Source organism: Streptomyces sp. NPDC060035, assembly GCF_042736635.1.
Taxonomy (GTDB): domain Bacteria; phylum Actinomycetota; class Actinomycetes; order Streptomycetales; family Streptomycetaceae; genus Streptomyces.
Window position 1 is genome coordinate 1 of the sequence record NZ_JBHWVO010000013.1, and the last position, 15,082, is coordinate 15,082.

Below are 15,082 nucleotides of genomic sequence, written 5' to 3' on the forward strand. Positions count from 1 at the left end.
CAGGGGGGACCCTGTGGGAGAGTAGGACGCCGCCGAACAATTATTCCGGGAAAGCCCCGTGCCCTTGTGGCACGGGGCTTTTCTGCGTTCACCACGTTCTTGTACCCCCATGCATCGGCCCTCCGCGGCTGAGGGTAGGGTCAGGGTGCATCATTGGCACGTTCTTCACAGGAGGCCCCCGGGTGGAGGTCCAGGAGACTCGAGTTCAGACGGACCGAGTACTCACCATCCCCAACATCCTCAGCATGGCTCGCCTCGTCGGCGTGCCGCTCTTCCTGTGGCTGATCCTTCGCCCCGTGTTCGGCGGGCCCAACAGCGACGGCTGGGCGCTGCTGGTGCTGATGCTGAGCGGCGTCAGTGACTACCTCGACGGCAAACTCGCCCGCCGATGGAACCAGATCAGCAGCCTCGGGCGACTCCTGGACCCGGCTGCCGACCGCCTCTACATCCTGTCGACTCTCGTCGGGCTCACCTGGCGCGAGATCCTGCCGCTATGGGTGACCGCAGCACTTCTCGCCCGTGAGCTCATGCTCCTTGTCATGGTGGGAATCCTGCGCCGGCACGGCTATCCGCCGCCGCAGGTGAACTTCCTCGGGAAAGCTGCAACGTTCAACCTGATGTACGCCTTCCCCTTGTTGCTGCTCAGTGATGGAAGTGGTTGGCTGGCATCGCTGGGCGCCGTTTTCGGATGGGCGTTCGCTGGTTGGGGTACAACGCTCTATTGGTGGGCAGGGATCCTCTACGTGGTCCAGGTCCGCCGACTCGTCAAGGCGGATGAAGTAGCCGAATAGCTCGTTGATGCGGTGCCGCGCAGTGTCGCCGGTCCGCAACGGATGCTGTGGTTGTTGCCCCGACGGGTGATGTCGGCTAGACCGTCGTCTCTTCAAGGAGGACGTTTCCGACATGAAGGCCGTTGTGATGGCCGGCGGTGAAGGCACTCGTCTTCGCCCTATGACCTCAAGCATGCCCAAGCCGCTCCTGCCCGTGGCCAATCGGCCGATCATGGAGCATGTGCTGCGGCTGCTCAAGCGGCATGGGCTCAATGAGACCGTCGTAACCGTTCAGTTTCTTGCTTCGCTGGTGAAGAACTACTTCGGCGACGGCGAAGAGCTCGGGATGGAGCTCAGCTACGCCAACGAGGAGAAGCCACTCGGTACTGCGGGAAGTGTGAAGAACGCCGAGGAAGCCCTGAAGGACGACACCTTCCTGGTTATTTCCGGTGACGCACTCACCGACTTCGACCTCACGGACCTCATCGCCTTCCACAAGGAGAAGGGCGGCCTGGTCACGGTGTGCCTGACCAGGGTCCCGAATCCACTGGAGTTCGGCATCACGATTGTCGATGAGCAGGGACAGGTCGAGCGTTTCCTGGAGAAGCCGACCTGGGGTCAGGTTTTCTCGGACACCGTCAATACGGGCATCTACGTCATGGAGCCCGAGGTCTTCGACTATGTCCAGGCCGATACGTCGGTGGACTGGTCCGGCGATGTGTTCCCGCAGCTCATGAAGGAGGGCAAGCCGATCTACGGCTATGTCGCCGAGGGCTACTGGGAGGACGTGGGCACCCACGAGAGCTACGTGAAGGCCCAGGCCGATGTGCTGGAACGCAAAGTCGATGTCGAGCTCGACGGCTTCGAGATCTCGCCCGGTGTGTGGGTTGCCGAAGGCGCGGAGGTCCATCCTGATGCGGTACTCCGAGGGCCGTTGTACATCGGCGACTACGCCAAGATCGAAGCCGGCGTCGAGCTCCGTGAACACACTGTCATCGGGTCCAATGTCGTCGTGAAAACCGGCGCGTTCCTGCACAGGGCCGTGGTGCACGACAATGTGTACATCGGCCAGCACAGCAACCTCCGCGGCTGTGTGATCGGCAAGAACACCGACATCATGCGGGCGGCCCGCATCGAGGACGGCGCCGTCATCGGCGATGAGTGTCTGGTCGGCGAGGAGTCGATCATCCAGGGCAATGTGCGGGTGTACCCGTTCAAGACCATCGAGGCCGGGGCCTTCGTCAACACCTCGGTGATCTGGGAGTCGCGTGGACAGGCGCATCTCTTCGGAGCGCGTGGTGTCTCCGGGATCCTGAACGTCGAGATCACCCCGGAACTCGCGGTGCGGCTCGCCGGCGCGTACGCGACAACCCTGAAGAAGGGGTCGACGGTCACGACGGCCCGTGACCACTCCCGTGGTGCGCGTGCGCTCAAGCGAGCGGTCATTTCCGCTTTGCAGGCCAGCGCCATCGACGTCCGGGACCTGGAGAACGTGCCGCTGCCCGTGGCTCGCCAGCAGACCGCGCGGGGCAGTGCCGGCGGCATCATGATCCGGACGTCGCCGGGAGTGCCGGATTCCGTCGACATCATGTTCATCGACGAGCGTGGCGCTGATCTCTCCCAGGCACGTCAGCGAAAGCTCGACCGGGTCTACGCCCGCCAGGAGTACCGCAGGGCCTTCCCCGGCGAGATCGGAGATCTCCACTTCCCGTCGAGTGTCTTCGACTCCTATACGGGCTCCCTGCTCCGAAACGTCGATACGGCCGGCATCGCCGATGCGGGCCTCAAGGTCGTCGTGGATGCGTCCAACGGCAGCGCGGGGCTCGTCCTGCCCAGCCTGCTCGGGCGGCTCGGGGTGGACGCGCTGACGATCAACCCGGGGCTCGACGAGTCTCGGCCCACCGAGTCCGCCGAGACCCGACGGGCCGGACTGGTGCGGCTCGGGGAGATCGTGTCGTCCGCACGGGCAGCCTTCGGCGTGCGGTTCGACCCGGTCGGTGAGCGGCTCTCTCTCGTCGACGAGCGGGGCCGGATCATCGAGGACGACAGGGCCCTGCTGGTCATGCTCGACCTTGTGGCGGCCGAGCGGCGGAGCGGGCGCGTGGCCCTGCCGGTGACCACCACCCGCGTCGCCGAACAGGTGGCCGCGTACCACGGCACGCAGGTGGAGTGGACGACCACGTCCCCGGACGACCTGACCAGGGTGGGGCGCGAGGACGCCACCATCTTCGGCGGTGACGGACGTGGCGGTTTCATCATTCCCGAGTTCAGCAGTGTCTTCGACGGTTCGGCTGCCTTCGTCAGGCTCATCGGCCTCGTGGCCCGGACCCAGCTCACGCTCAGCCAGATCGACGCCCGCATCCCACGTGCCCATGTACTGCGCCGTGACCTTGCAACGCCGTGGGCGGTCAAGGGGCTTGTCATGCGGCGGGTCGTGGAGGCGGCAGGGGAGCGCAGTGTGGACACCACCGACGGTGTCCGGGTGGTGGAGACGGACGGCCGCTGGGTGATGGTGCTGCCCGACAGGGCGGAGGCCGTCACCCATCTGTGGGCCGAAGGCCCCGACGACGCCTCGGCCCAGGCGTTGCTCGACGAGTGGTCGGCGATCGTGGACAGCGCGGGCGACTGAGAGCCGGGCAGGGTGGCCCGGACGCCGTTGTGCTGCGGCTTCCGGGCCACCGGTGGGGCCATTCGGCGGCAGCAGTCATGACGTGCGACGATGTGCGGCATGTCGCAGCCGCCCCCCGATCGGAGTAGCACCCCGACGCGTCCTCGCCCCGACGCGTCCATGTCGCTGCTGACCAATGTGATGGACCACAGCCTCGACGAGGGGTACGCCGAGGCTGCGGCGCGCCGCAAGGCCGACGGGAGTGCGGGCATGCCCCGTACCCTCAAGTCGAAACTGGGTCTCGCAGCAGGTCTCGTGGTGGCAGCTCTCGTCGTGACGCTCGGTGCCGCAGAGGCACAGGTCGCAGCGCCGGTCGTGGCGAAGGAACGCGAAGAGCTCATCGATCGTGTCAACGCGGAGACCACTGCGGCGGACACGCTGCAGGAGGATGTCGACGAACTGCGCAAGGACGTCGGTGAACGGCAGCGCAAGGCGCTCGAACAGCACGGCGGGGACAAGGGCGGACTGGTAGCACTGCTCTCCGGAGCGACTGCGGTCGAAGGGCCCGGAATCAAGCTCGTCATCGATGACGCCAAGGACACCGATCAGGGCGGCGACGGACCGCGTGAGTCGACCGGCTTCGCCGACACCGGGCGGGTGCGCGACCGCGATATGCAGCGGGTGGTCAACGGTCTCTGGCAGTCCGGGGCCGAAGCGATCGCCATCAACGGGCAGCGGCTGACCGCCCTCTCGGCGATCCGTGCGGCGGGCGACGCCATACTGGTCGACAACAGGCCGCTCGTACCGCCGTACACGGTGCTGGCGGTGGGGGACGGCAAGAATCTCTCCGCTGCCTTCCAGGACAGCGCGGACGGCCTGTATCTGCAGGCGCTGCACGAGAGCTTCGACATCCGCACCAGCATCTCCGATCAGGAGCAGGTGCGTCTTCCGGCCGCGCCGAGCCTGATCGTACGCACAGCAGAGCCTCAGGCCGCAGACACGCGCAGTGGTGCGGCAGATACAGGGAAGGGCACATCGTGATCGCCGTACTGGGCCTCGTCGTGGGAGTCGTGGTCGGACTGTTGGTCCGGCCCGAAGTGCCGGCGGTGGTCGAGCCCTATTTGCCGATCGCCGTGGTGGCCGCGCTCGACGCCGTCTTCGGAGGTCTGCGCGCCATGCTTGACGGGATCTTCGTGGACAAGGTCTTCGTCGTGTCGTTCCTCTCGAACGTCGTGGTGGCTGCGCTGATCGTGTTCCTCGGCGACAAGCTGGGTGTCGGAGCCCAGCTCTCCACCGGTGTGGTGGTCGTGCTCGGTATCCGCATCTTCTCCAATGCCGCGGCGATCCGCCGGCACGTCTTCCGGGCTTGAGGCCGATGAGCAACGACGAGAATCCGCGCAACGAAGGACCCGCCGGCGAACTGCCGGCCGAGGTCCCCGCGCCGGCACCCGAGCCCGGCGCCGCGCCCGAGGAGTCCTCCGGGCGCCAACGGCTGCTGGCAGGCCTCTGGCCGCCCAGGGTGAGCAGGGCCCAACTCATCGTGGCGCTCCTGCTGTTCGTACTGGGACTAGGGCTGGCCATCCAGGTCAGGTCGAACAGCGACAACAGCGCGCTGCGCGGTGCCCGTCAGGAGGACCTGGTCCGCATCCTCGACGAGCTCGACAACCGGACCCAGCGGCTCGAGGACGAGAAACAGCGCCTGGACGACCAGCGCACGGAGCTGGAGAACAGCTCCGACCAGGCGGAGGAGGCCCGCAAGCAGACGCTCGAGAAGGAGCGGCAGCTCGGTATCCTCGCGGGTACGGTCGCGGCCAAGGGACCCGGCATCACCCTGACCATCAACGACCCGAGCGGTGCGGTCGAGGCAGACATGCTTCTCGACGCCATCCAGGAGCTGCGGGCGGCCGGTGCCGAAGCGATAGAGATCAACGGCGTGCGGGTGGTGGCCAATACCTACTTCTCCGGTGACGGGGGCGACCTGAGGGTGGACGGCCGGAAGATCCGGGCGCCTTACGAGTTCAAGGTGATCGGCAAGCCCCAGGACCTCGAGCCGGCGCTGAACATCCCCGGCGGAGTCGTGCAGACGCTCGAGAAGGAGCAGGCCACGGCGGAGGTGGCACAGGCCGAGGAGATCGTCGTCGACGCCTTGCGACCGGCGAAGCGGCCTGACTACGCTCGGTCGTCGCCCCAGTGAGGCCTTGGTGCGCGCTGCTCGCAGGACACAGGCATGAGGTTGCGGGGGGTCGGCGCATCGGATCGGTGGCGCGTGGTGGAAACTGTCGGGTGGATACGGACGTTGTGAGGATGTCCGGGTCGGCAGGTGTGTTCATTCAGGGTTCGTCCTGCCCCACGGGCGGGTCTATTTCGGTCAAGGGGAAACGCCCGTGAAGTTGTTTGCGAAGTTGTTCGGAAAGAGTGCACGCGAGGACAGTGGCGCTGCTCGCCACCGTGCTCCGCGCCAGGGTCAGGGCGCCGAGGAGCAGGGCTCGGAGCGCCCGCTCTTCCGCGACGAGGTGCCGGGTTCGGCGGGGGGGCAGCGAGGTGCCCCCGGCGCGTCGTCTGTTGACCCTGCCGGTGCCGGACGCATAGGTTTCGGGGAACCATCGACCTCAAGTACGGGTGGAGGGTTCGCCCCCGCCCCGGAGGGCTCCTCCATGCCGGTCTGTACGAGGTGCGGGCATCGCAATGGCGAGGCCAGCCGTTTCTGTTCCAACTGCGGTGCGCCGCTGAGGGGCGGAGTGCCCGAGCGTGCCTCCGAGACGACCTCGACCATCTCGATCTCCGGCATCGAGGCGTACGAGGCCGAGGTGACGGGACAGACCGCTGTTCCCTCCCTCTCGCCGGAGGCGCAGGCCGCAGTCGACGCCCTGCCCGCAGGATCCGCGCTCCTGGTGGTGCGCCGCGGCCCGAACTCCGGCAGCCGCTTCCTGCTGGACGGCGAGCTGACCACGGCGGGCCGTCACCCGCAGAGCGACATCTTCCTCGATGACGTGACCGTGTCGCGGCGTCATGTGGAGTTCCGCAGGAACCCGGACGGTAGTTTCACCGTGGGCGACGTCGGCAGCCTCAACGGGACCTACGTCAACCGTGAGCGCATCGATTCCGTCCTGCTGTCCAACGGCGACGAAGTCCAGATCGGCAAGTACCGGCTGGTCTTCTACGCGAGCCAGCGGGGCGTGTGACTCTCCCCCGGACTCCGTCCGGGGGGACCCCCAGGAAGGTTCATGCTCCGAACACCGACAGGCGGTGCCGGTCACGGCACCGCCGCCGCGGGCGAGCGCGCCATGAGCATCGGCACGGTGCTTCTGGAGCTGCGCGACGAATTTCCCGAAGTAACGATCTCCAAGATCCGTTTTCTGGAGGCCGAGGGACTCATCGAGCCGCAGCGGACGCCCTCCGGCTACCGCAAGTTCAGCCCGGCCGATGTCGAGCGGCTGGCTCAGGTACTGCGCATGCAGCGGGACCACTACCTGCCGCTCAAGGTCATCCGTGAGCACCTGGACGCCCTCGCCCGCGGTGAGCAGGCCGCGCTGCCGTCCGGCGGCGCACAGGGTGAGCTCGTGGACGGTCGCTGGGACCCCGACCCGGGCCGGACGACAGCCGCCCGAATCGGGCGCTCCGAGCTTCTTGCCGCCGCTGACGTCAGTGAGGACCAGCTCATCGAGTGGGAGTCCTACGGGCTGATCGCGTCCACGCCGGAGGGAAGCTACGACGCCGAGGCGGTTACCGTGGCGAAACTTGTGGCGGATCTGGGGCGATTCGGTCTGGAACCTCGGCATCTGCGGGCCGTGAGAGCGGCCGCGGATCGCGAGGCAGGACTCGTCGAACAGGTGGTCGCGCCCCTGCGCCGACACCGGAATCCGCAGACCAGAGCCCATGCGGAGGCCACCGCGAGAGAGCTCGCGGAGCTGTCCGTCCGGCTCCACGCGGCCTTCGTGCAGATCGCCCTCAAGGTTCGGTTCCACTGACCGCGGCGGAGCCCGACTATCCAAACATGGCGGGCACGTCCTAGGGTTGCTGTGTGAACGAGCTCGACGTTGTGGGTGTCCGGGTGGAAATGCCCTCCAACCAACCGATCGTGCTCCTGCGTGAAGTGGGAGGCGACCGGTACCTCCCCATTTGGATCGGCCCTGGGGAAGCGACCGCGATCGCCTTCGCCCAGCAGGGCATGGCTCCGGCCAGGCCGCTGACCCATGATCTCTTCAAGGATGTGCTCGAGGCCGTCGGCCAGGAGCTCACCGAGGTCCGGATCACGGACCTCAGAGAAGGGGTTTTCTACGCGGAGCTGGTCTTCGCCAGCGGAGTCGAGGTGAGTGCGCGGCCCTCGGACGCCATAGCGCTCGCCCTGCGCACCGGAACGCCGATCTACGGCAGTGACGGTGTGCTGGACGACGCGGGGATCGCCATCCCGGATGAGCAGGAGGACGAGGTCGAGAAGTTCCGTGAGTTCCTCGACCAGATCTCGCCGGAGGACTTCGGTACGAACAGTCAGTGACCGTCCCGCGGGGGTGCTGTCAGCGCATCCGAGAAGCCGTTCCCGGAAATGAGACACGGCAAACCACCCTCAGGGTGATTATCACTCGGCGTGCCGAGTGTGGCGATCGTTGACGCACCCCTGGTGACTGCCTACCTTCGAGATGGCAGGTCAAGGACGGAGGTCGGCGTGAGAAGCAGCGGCGACGGTACGGCTGCGGGTGGGCCGTACCGGCAGTACAGCAGTGCAGCCGACCACACCATCAGGCAGCCGGTTCAGCCGGCGGCGGTGGCAGCGGACGGTGCGGTAGTGGCAGGTGAGATCGGCTACCGGGGGCCCACGGCGTGCGCGGCGGCCGGGATCACCTACCGCCAGCTCGACTACTGGGCGCGCACAGGGCTGGTGGAGCCGAGCGTGCGTCCGGCGTACGGGTCGGGGACGCAGCGTCTCTACAGTTTCCGGGACGTGGTTCTCCTCAAGATCGTGAAGCGGTTCCTCGACACAGGAGTCGCACTGCAGAACATCCGCACCACGGTCCAGCACCTGAGGGCCCGCGGATTCACGGATCTTGAACGCATGACCCTGATGAGCGACGGGGCGACGGTCTACGAGTGCTCCTCGCCCGACGAGGTCGTGGATCTGCTCCAGGGGGGCCAGGGTGTGTTCGGTATCGCTGTGGGCGTCGTCTGGCGCGATGTGGATGCGACTCTGTCCCAGCTCCACGGCGAGCGGGTCGACACGGGCGAGACGCTGATCGGCAACAATCCCGCGGACGAACTGGCCCGGCGGCGTAACCGCGCGGGCTGAGCCACCCGGCCTGCCCCGCGCCGCACGGGCGCCGGGCAGGCCGGTTGTCAGTGGCATAGGGCAGCATCGGTTGATGTGAGAGCCGCTCCCACCATCCTGCATCTGGACATGGATGCCTTCTACGCCTCTGCCGAGCAGGCGGCGAAACCCAGCCTGCGCGGCAAACCCGTGGTGGTGGGCGGGCTGGGGATGCGCGGGGTCGTGGCCACCGCGTCGTACGAGGCCCGGCGCTTCGGTGTGCATTCGGCGATGCCCATGGGACAGGCGAGACGGCTGGCACCCAACGCGGCCTATCTGGTGCCGCGCTTCGCCCTCTACCGGACGGTGAGCGACCAGGTGATGGAGCTCCTCGGGCGGCTGTCCCCGCTCGTCGAGCCGCTCAGCCTGGACGAGGCCTTCGTCGACCTGGAGGCCGGTGGGGTCGCGGATGACTCGGTATCGGCCCGCGTGATCGGTGAGCAGCTGCGTACGGTCATCAAAGGCGTCACCGGACTCAGCGGTTCCGTCGGTCTGGCCGGTTCCAAGATGCTGGCCAAGATCGCCTCGGAGGAAGCGAAGCCGGACGGTCTCCTGCTCATCGAACCGGGTACCGAGCGTGAGCTGCTCGCTCCCATGTCCGTGCGGATTCTGCCGGGCGTCGGGCCCGCCACCGGGGACCATCTGCGGCGCGCCGGGATGACGGTGGTCCAGGACCTGGCCGAGGCGGGGGAGGCCGAGCTGGTCCGTCTGCTGGGCAATGCGCACGGCGTCGCGCTGTACCGCATGGCCCTCGGACACGACGACCGGCCCGTCGTCGCGGAACGGGATGCGAAGTCCGTGTCGGTCGAGGACACCTTCGACGTGGACCTGCACGACCGGGTCCGGGTCAGGACGGAGGTGGAGCGGCTGGCAGGACGGTGCGTGGAGCGCCTGCGGAACGCGGGAAGGTCGGGGCGGACCGTCGTGCTCAAGGTGCGCCGCTACGACTTCTCCACGCTCACCCGCTCCGAGACCCTGCGCGGCCCCACCGACGACCCCACGGTCGTCAGGGAAGCCGCAGCGCGGCTGCTGGAGGCCGTCGATACCACCGGGGGCGTACGGCTCCTGGGAGTAGGCGTCACGGGGCTCGCGGACTTCACCCAGGAGGACCTCTTCGCGCAGGCCGCCGACGCACTGCAGGCGGTGGCGGGCGAGTCGGAGAGCGGGGCCGCCGACATCCCCGACGAGCCGGTCACGCCGCAGGACGCGGCCGAGGAGAGGGCGGACCGGCTTGCCGGCCGGCGGTGGCCCGCCGGCCACGATGTACGGCACGACGTCCACGGCCACGGCTGGGTGCAGGGCAGCGGCGTCGGCCGTGTCACGGTCCGGTTCGAGGAGCCCGGGGAGCGGCCGGGCCGGGTGCGCACCTTCCGCGTCGACGATCCGCAGCTGCAGCCGGCCGACCCGCTTCCCCTCGTGCGAAACCCTGTGGACTATTCCTCGTGGCCGGCCAGCCTGCCGAAGTTCCTGTCCGGCCCCGTCCCGCCCGGCGCGGCGGAGTCCAGCCCGTAGTGACGGTAGAGCTGCAGCTCCTGCTCCGGGGAGAGATGCCGGCCGACACCGAAATCGGGGGCGTCCTTGATCAGGGCGCGGTCGAAGGGGACCACCAGCGTGCCGTCGACGAATTCGCTCGGTTCCAGCGGGACGAACGCGTCCCGGGTGAAGAGTCCGGTGCGAACGGCGGCCCACTCGGGTACACCGGTGGCGTCGTCGAGATAGACCTCGTCCACCGTTCCGATCTTGGAGCCTTGGCGGTCGAAGGCCTTGCGGCCGATCAGGCTGCGCGGATCGATGTCGGTCTGCACGGTGCCTCCCACAGGTCGCACTGCATCAGGGTGGTCGCAACTGCTCCACAGGCACTACGAAAGGCCAGATCCGGGGCTTCGGCCACTCGAGACGGCCGGTGCCGGCCCGCTGGTAGTCTGGAACCTGGCTGCTGACCCTGTGCGGGAGAGTCCTCCGGAGAATTCCGGTGGCGCCGAAGGAGCAACTCCTCCCCGGAATCTCTCAGGCCCCCGTACCGCACGGACGAGGTCACTCTGGAAAGCAGGGCGGGATTCGTACGGCATGTGCCGTGGCGGGCCCCTTCCTCACCGACGGTGAAAGCCGGTCTGCCTCTGGGCATGCCGGTGAAGCTCTCAGGTCGAGATGACAGATGGGGAGGCCGTTCGGGCAGCCACGCCGTGGTGCCCCTCGCAGGTCGTGAGACCAGGAGGCCTCCATCATGACCCCCCGTCGCACTCCGCTCTCCCAGCTGGAGCAGGGCATTCCCTTCGAGCAGCGCCACATCGGGCCCGATGCCGAGGCCCAGGCCAAGATGCTCGCCCAGGTCGGCTACGGCTCCCTCGACGAGCTCACCGACGCTGCCGTGCCCGACGTGATCAAGAGCGCCGAGGCGCTGGATCTCCCGGCGGCCCGTACCGAGGCCGAGGTCCTGGCCGAGCTGCGACGCCTCGCCGACCGCAACCAGGTGCTCGCACCGATGATCGGGCTCGGCTACTACGGCACGTTCACCCCGCCGGTGATCCTGCGCAACGTCATGGAGAACCCTGCCTGGTACACGGCGTACACGCCCTACCAGCCGGAGATCTCCCAGGGGCGGCTCGAGGCCCTGCTGAACTTCCAGACGATGGTCGCCGACCTGACCGGTCTGCCCACCTCCGGTGCTTCTCTCCTCGACGAGGGCACGGCAGCTGCCGAGGCCATGGCGCTGGCTCGGCGCGTCGGCAAGGTCAAGAACGGCGTCTTCCTGGTCGACGCCGACACCCTTCCGCAGACCGTCGCCGTGATCCGGACCCGCGCCGAGCCGACCGGCGTCGAGGTGGTCGTCACCGACCTCACCGAGGGAATTCCGGCTGAAGTCGCCGAGCGTGGCGTCTTCGGTGTCCTGCTGCAGTACCCGGGCGCCTCCGGAGCGGTACGTGACATCAAGCCCGTCATCGACCGCGCCCACGAACTCGGTGCGATCGTCACCGTCGCAGCCGACCTGCTGGCCCTGACTCTGCTCACCCCGCCCGGCGAGCTGGGCGCGGACGTGGCCGTCGGAACCACGCAGCGTTTCGGCGTCCCGATGGGCTTCGGCGGGCCGCACGCCGGCTTCATGGCCGTCCGCGAGAAGTTCGCGCGCAGTCTGCCCGGCCGTCTCGTGGGCGTCTCCGTCGACGCGGACGGAAACAAGGCGTACCGCCTCGCACTCCAGACCCGCGAGCAGCACATCCGGCGGGAGAAGGCCACCAGCAACATCTGCACCGCGCAGGTACTGCTCGCCGTCATGGCAGGGATGTACGCCGTCTACCACGGCCCCGAGGGGCTGCGCACGATCGCGTGGCGCACCCACAGGTACGCCACGATCCTGGCCGACGGTCTGCGGTCCGCCGGCATCGATGTGGTGCACAGCGCCTACTTCGACACGATCACCGTGAGCGTCCCCGGCGCGGCGGCCGGTGTGGTCGCCGGAGCCCGTGAGCGCGGAGTGAACCTGCGGCTCGTCGACGCCGACCGGATCTCCGTCGCCTGTGACGAGACCACCACCCGTACGCAGATCGCGGCTGTCTGGGCCGCCTTCGGAGCAGGCGGCGACATCGAGGCCCTCGACGCCGACGCCGACGACGCGCTGCCCGAGAACCTGATGCGCACCGATACCTTCCTCACCCACCCGGTCTTCCACCAGCACCGTTCCGAGACGGCGATGCTGCGCTACCTGCGCAAGCTCGCCGACCGTGACTACGCGCTGGACCGGGGCATGATCCCGCTCGGCTCCTGCACCATGAAGCTCAACGCCACCGCCGAGATGGAATCGATCACCTGGCCCGAATTCGGCGCGCTGCACCCCTTCGCGCCGGCGGAGCAGGCACAGGGCTTCCTCACCCTCATCCGTGAGCTGGAGGAGCGCCTCGCCGAGGTCACCGGCTACGACGCCGTCTCCATCCAGCCCAACGCGGGCTCCCAGGGTGAATTCGCCGGTCTGCTGGCCGTGCGGGCCTACCACCGGGCCAACGGGGACGAGGGGCGCACCGTCTGCCTCATCCCGTCCTCCGCGCACGGCACCAACGCCGCGAGCGCCGTGATGGCGGGCATGAAGGTCGTCGTGGTGAAGACCGCCGACGACGGCGAGGTCGACATCGAGGACCTCCGCGCCAAGATCGAGAAGCACCGCGACGAACTCGCCGTCCTCATGATCACCTACCCGTCCACGCACGGTGTCTTCGAGGAGCACGTCGCCGCCATCTGCGGCGAGGTGCACGACGCGGGCGGCCAGGTGTACGTCGACGGTGCCAACCTCAACGCGCTGGTCGGCCTTGCCAAGCCGGGCAAGTTCGGCGGCGACGTCTCGCACCTGAACCTGCACAAGACCTTCTGCATCCCGCACGGCGGCGGTGGCCCGGGCGTCGGCCCGGTCGGCGTACGTGCGCACCTGGCGCCGTACCTTCCGAACCACCCGCTCCAGCCCGCCGCGGGCCCGGAGACCGGCGTCGGCCCGATCTCGGCGGCCCCGTGGGGCTCGGCCGGAATTCTGCCCATCTCCTGGGCGTACGTACGCCTGATGGGCGGCGAGGGACTGAAGCGTGCGACGCAGGTCGCCGTACTCGCGGCCAACTACATCGCCAAGCGCCTGGAACCGCACTTCCCGATCCTGTACAACGGCCCGGCCGGGCTTGTCGCACACGAGTGCATCGTGGATCTGCGCCCGATCTCCAAGGCGACCGGGGTCAGCATCGACGACGTCGCCAAGCGGCTGATCGACTACGGCTTCCACTCGCCCACGATGTCGTTCCCGGTGGCCGGGACGCTGATGATCGAGCCCACCGAGAGCGAGGACCTCGCGGAGCTCGACCGGTTCTGCGACACGATGATCGCCATTCGCGGCGAGATCGAGAAGGTCGCATCCGGTACGTGGGGCGCGGAGGACAACCCGCTGAGCAACGCCCCGCACACGGCGGCTGCGCTCGGTGGCGAGTGGACGCACGCCTACAGCCGTGAAGAGGCTGTCTTCCCGGCCGGTGTCACGCCTTCGGACAAGTACTGGCCGCCGGTGCGCCGGATCGACGGTGCGTTCGGCGACCGCAATCTGGTCTGCTCCTGCCCGCCGCTGGACGAGTACGACCAGTAAGCACGCGGACACTCGTCGGGGCCGGTGCGGAGACTTCTCCGGGCCGGCCCCCGTGTTTCTCCGGCCGCGGTCAGGCGGCTTTCATCACCCGGCCGGTCTTCAGCGGCCGGTGCGGGGCAATGATCTGCCCGTCCGGGAGCAGCTCACCGGTGTCCTCGAAGAGCAGGACGCCGTTGCACAGCAGGCTCCAGCCCTGTTCCGGGTGGTGGGCCGTCAGGCGCGCGGCTTCCCGGTCGTTGGAGTCTGCGGTCGGGCAGGGTGGCTGGTGCTGGCACATGGATGGGTTCTTTCGCTGCGTCGAGTCGAGTGTCCTGCGGTGTGACGATGTGTTCATGGCCGCCCCCGTATCAAGTCGGTCCGGTCCCAGTGTTGCCCTACGGGCGTCGTTCCGCAGGGATTTCGCGGCAGCTGCTCTTCTCCTCTCATGACGCATCACCCGGCCGGACGGTTCAATGCAACTGCACTGTCCCTTCGGGTGGTTCGGGGTGGCCTGAAGGGGCTAGTCCGGACGGGTAGGGATGCGCCCCCACCGCGGAGCACGGTGGGGGCGCATGGCGTTCGAGGATCAGGCGGGTGAACCGAGCAGACCGGGCACGCCGGGAAGCGGAGCCGGTGTGACACGCAGTGTCATGACCGGAAGCAGATCGGCGACCCGGTGCGGGCGGTGGGCCGTGATGCCGGGAGGCGCGGGCGCGAGGGGCACCAGCACATCGGTCGGGGCGAGCGTGCCTCCTGCGGCATCGGCTTCGGTGTCGTCGTGCAGCCACAGCGTGAGCATGTAGAGCTCGGGTACGGACAGCAGGCGCGGCTGGTAGTGCGCTGCCGCCGAATCCGCCTGCCGCATGGCGAGTTCGGTCGAGACGATGTACGGCCCCTCGAAGAAATGGGAGAAGGTCCAGCCGTCGGCGGTGAGCATGGTGTCCGCGGCGGCGACGGCGCGCTCGCCGCTGCGGATCAGGAAGCGCCAGCCGGCGAGGCGGGTGCGGGGCGTGGTGCCGTTCGGGACGATCCGGTCCAGTACATGGACCGGGAGGGGGAGATCGGGGCTCAGCGATCCCTGGACGGACCGGAGAGCGGGCGTATGGGCCTCGCGGACTGCGGTGGGAGAACCGAGTGCCGCGAGAACGCTGCGCAGTGCGGGCGCTGGGGCCGGAGAAACATGCAGCGGCATAGTGGGTCGCCTCTCACTTCGGAGACACGGTGATGCGTGGGCGGGTGCAGACGGCGCTGTCGGCGTGCGGGGCCAGAGGAAGGCCGTGACGGGCGGACGGGCCGGTGCGTCAACTCTCTGCCTC

Annotated in this window: 14 protein-coding genes and 1 riboswitch; of the genes, 11 read left to right on the forward strand and 3 right to left on the reverse strand. The window is 68.2% G+C overall.

Annotated elements, in window-relative coordinates:
* Positions 1 to 182 precede the first annotated feature (182 nt).
* From ACFWBQ_RS21065 to ACFWBQ_RS21110, 10 genes are all read left to right on the forward strand, one after another.
* Positions 183 to 791: a CDP-alcohol phosphatidyltransferase family protein gene (locus ACFWBQ_RS21065; protein WP_385491086.1), complete on the forward strand. Its 609-nt coding sequence runs from the start codon at positions 183 to 185 to the stop codon at positions 789 to 791.
* A 112-nt stretch (positions 792 to 903) separates the two neighbouring features.
* A complete protein-coding gene (locus ACFWBQ_RS21070; protein WP_385491089.1) occupies positions 904 to 3,399 on the forward strand; it encodes a sugar phosphate nucleotidyltransferase in 2,496 nt (831 codons plus the stop codon).
* Between the two features lie 99 nt (positions 3,400 to 3,498).
* Positions 3,499 to 4,419, forward strand: coding sequence for a DUF881 domain-containing protein (locus ACFWBQ_RS21075; RefSeq protein WP_385491092.1), 921 nt, complete (start codon positions 3,499 to 3,501; stop codon positions 4,417 to 4,419).
* Positions 4,416 to 4,748 (forward strand): small basic family protein, encoded by a 333-nt coding sequence (locus ACFWBQ_RS21080; RefSeq protein WP_003970459.1) that lies wholly within the window; start codon positions 4,416 to 4,418, stop codon positions 4,746 to 4,748. The genes ACFWBQ_RS21075 and ACFWBQ_RS21080 overlap by 4 nt, the downstream gene beginning before the upstream one ends.
* A gap of 5 nt (positions 4,749 to 4,753) precedes the next feature.
* Positions 4,754 to 5,572: a DUF881 domain-containing protein gene (locus ACFWBQ_RS21085; RefSeq protein WP_385491095.1), complete on the forward strand. Its 819-nt coding sequence runs from the start codon at positions 4,754 to 4,756 to the stop codon at positions 5,570 to 5,572.
* Positions 5,573 to 5,762: 190 nt separating this feature from the next.
* Positions 5,763 to 6,560 carry an FHA domain-containing protein gene (locus ACFWBQ_RS21090; RefSeq protein ID WP_385491099.1) on the forward strand — a complete coding sequence of 266 codons (798 nt, stop codon included), beginning with the start codon at positions 5,763 to 5,765 and terminating at the stop codon, positions 6,558 to 6,560.
* A 42-nt stretch (positions 6,561 to 6,602) separates the two neighbouring features.
* On the forward strand, positions 6,603 to 7,346 hold the full coding sequence (locus tag ACFWBQ_RS21095; RefSeq protein WP_385491102.1) for a MerR family transcriptional regulator: 744 nt from the start codon (positions 6,603 to 6,605) through the stop codon (positions 7,344 to 7,346).
* Positions 7,347 to 7,399: 53 nt separating this feature from the next.
* Positions 7,400 to 7,873: a bifunctional nuclease family protein gene (locus tag ACFWBQ_RS21100; protein ID WP_006123076.1), complete on the forward strand. Its 474-nt coding sequence runs from the start codon at positions 7,400 to 7,402 to the stop codon at positions 7,871 to 7,873.
* 168 nt (positions 7,874 to 8,041) lie between these two features.
* Positions 8,042 to 8,659: a MerR family transcriptional regulator gene (locus ACFWBQ_RS21105; RefSeq protein ID WP_385491105.1), complete on the forward strand. Its 618-nt coding sequence runs from the start codon at positions 8,042 to 8,044 to the stop codon at positions 8,657 to 8,659.
* A gap of 75 nt (positions 8,660 to 8,734) precedes the next feature.
* Positions 8,735 to 10,189 carry a DNA polymerase IV gene (locus tag ACFWBQ_RS21110; RefSeq protein ID WP_385491108.1) on the forward strand — a complete coding sequence of 485 codons (1,455 nt, stop codon included), beginning with the start codon at positions 8,735 to 8,737 and terminating at the stop codon, positions 10,187 to 10,189.
* Here the strand turns inward: ACFWBQ_RS21110 and ACFWBQ_RS21115 are convergent.
* The gene (locus ACFWBQ_RS21115; protein ID WP_385491570.1) at positions 10,111 to 10,482 is read right to left on the reverse strand and encodes a PRC-barrel domain-containing protein; all 372 of its coding nucleotides are present in this window, start codon (positions 10,480 to 10,482) and stop codon (positions 10,111 to 10,113) included. The genes ACFWBQ_RS21110 and ACFWBQ_RS21115 overlap by 79 nt on opposite strands.
* Before the next feature lie 132 nt (positions 10,483 to 10,614).
* Positions 10,615 to 10,710: riboswitch (glycine riboswitch) on the forward strand.
* A 191-nt stretch (positions 10,711 to 10,901) separates the two neighbouring features.
* Here ACFWBQ_RS21115 and gcvP point away from each other — a divergent pair.
* A complete protein-coding gene (gene gcvP, locus ACFWBQ_RS21120; protein WP_385491111.1) occupies positions 10,902 to 13,787 on the forward strand; it encodes an aminomethyl-transferring glycine dehydrogenase in 2,886 nt (961 codons plus the stop codon).
* Between the two features lie 70 nt (positions 13,788 to 13,857).
* Here the strand turns inward: gcvP and ACFWBQ_RS21125 are convergent, their stop codons facing one another.
* Together ACFWBQ_RS21125 and ACFWBQ_RS21130 are read right to left on the reverse strand one after the other, a co-directional pair.
* Positions 13,858 to 14,064: a DUF5999 family protein gene (locus ACFWBQ_RS21125; protein ID WP_385491114.1), complete on the reverse strand. Its 207-nt coding sequence runs from the start codon at positions 14,062 to 14,064 to the stop codon at positions 13,858 to 13,860.
* A 288-nt stretch (positions 14,065 to 14,352) separates the two neighbouring features.
* The gene (locus ACFWBQ_RS21130; RefSeq protein ID WP_385491116.1) at positions 14,353 to 14,958 is read right to left on the reverse strand and encodes a hypothetical protein; all 606 of its coding nucleotides are present in this window, start codon (positions 14,956 to 14,958) and stop codon (positions 14,353 to 14,355) included.
* Positions 14,959 to 15,082 lie beyond the last annotated feature (124 nt).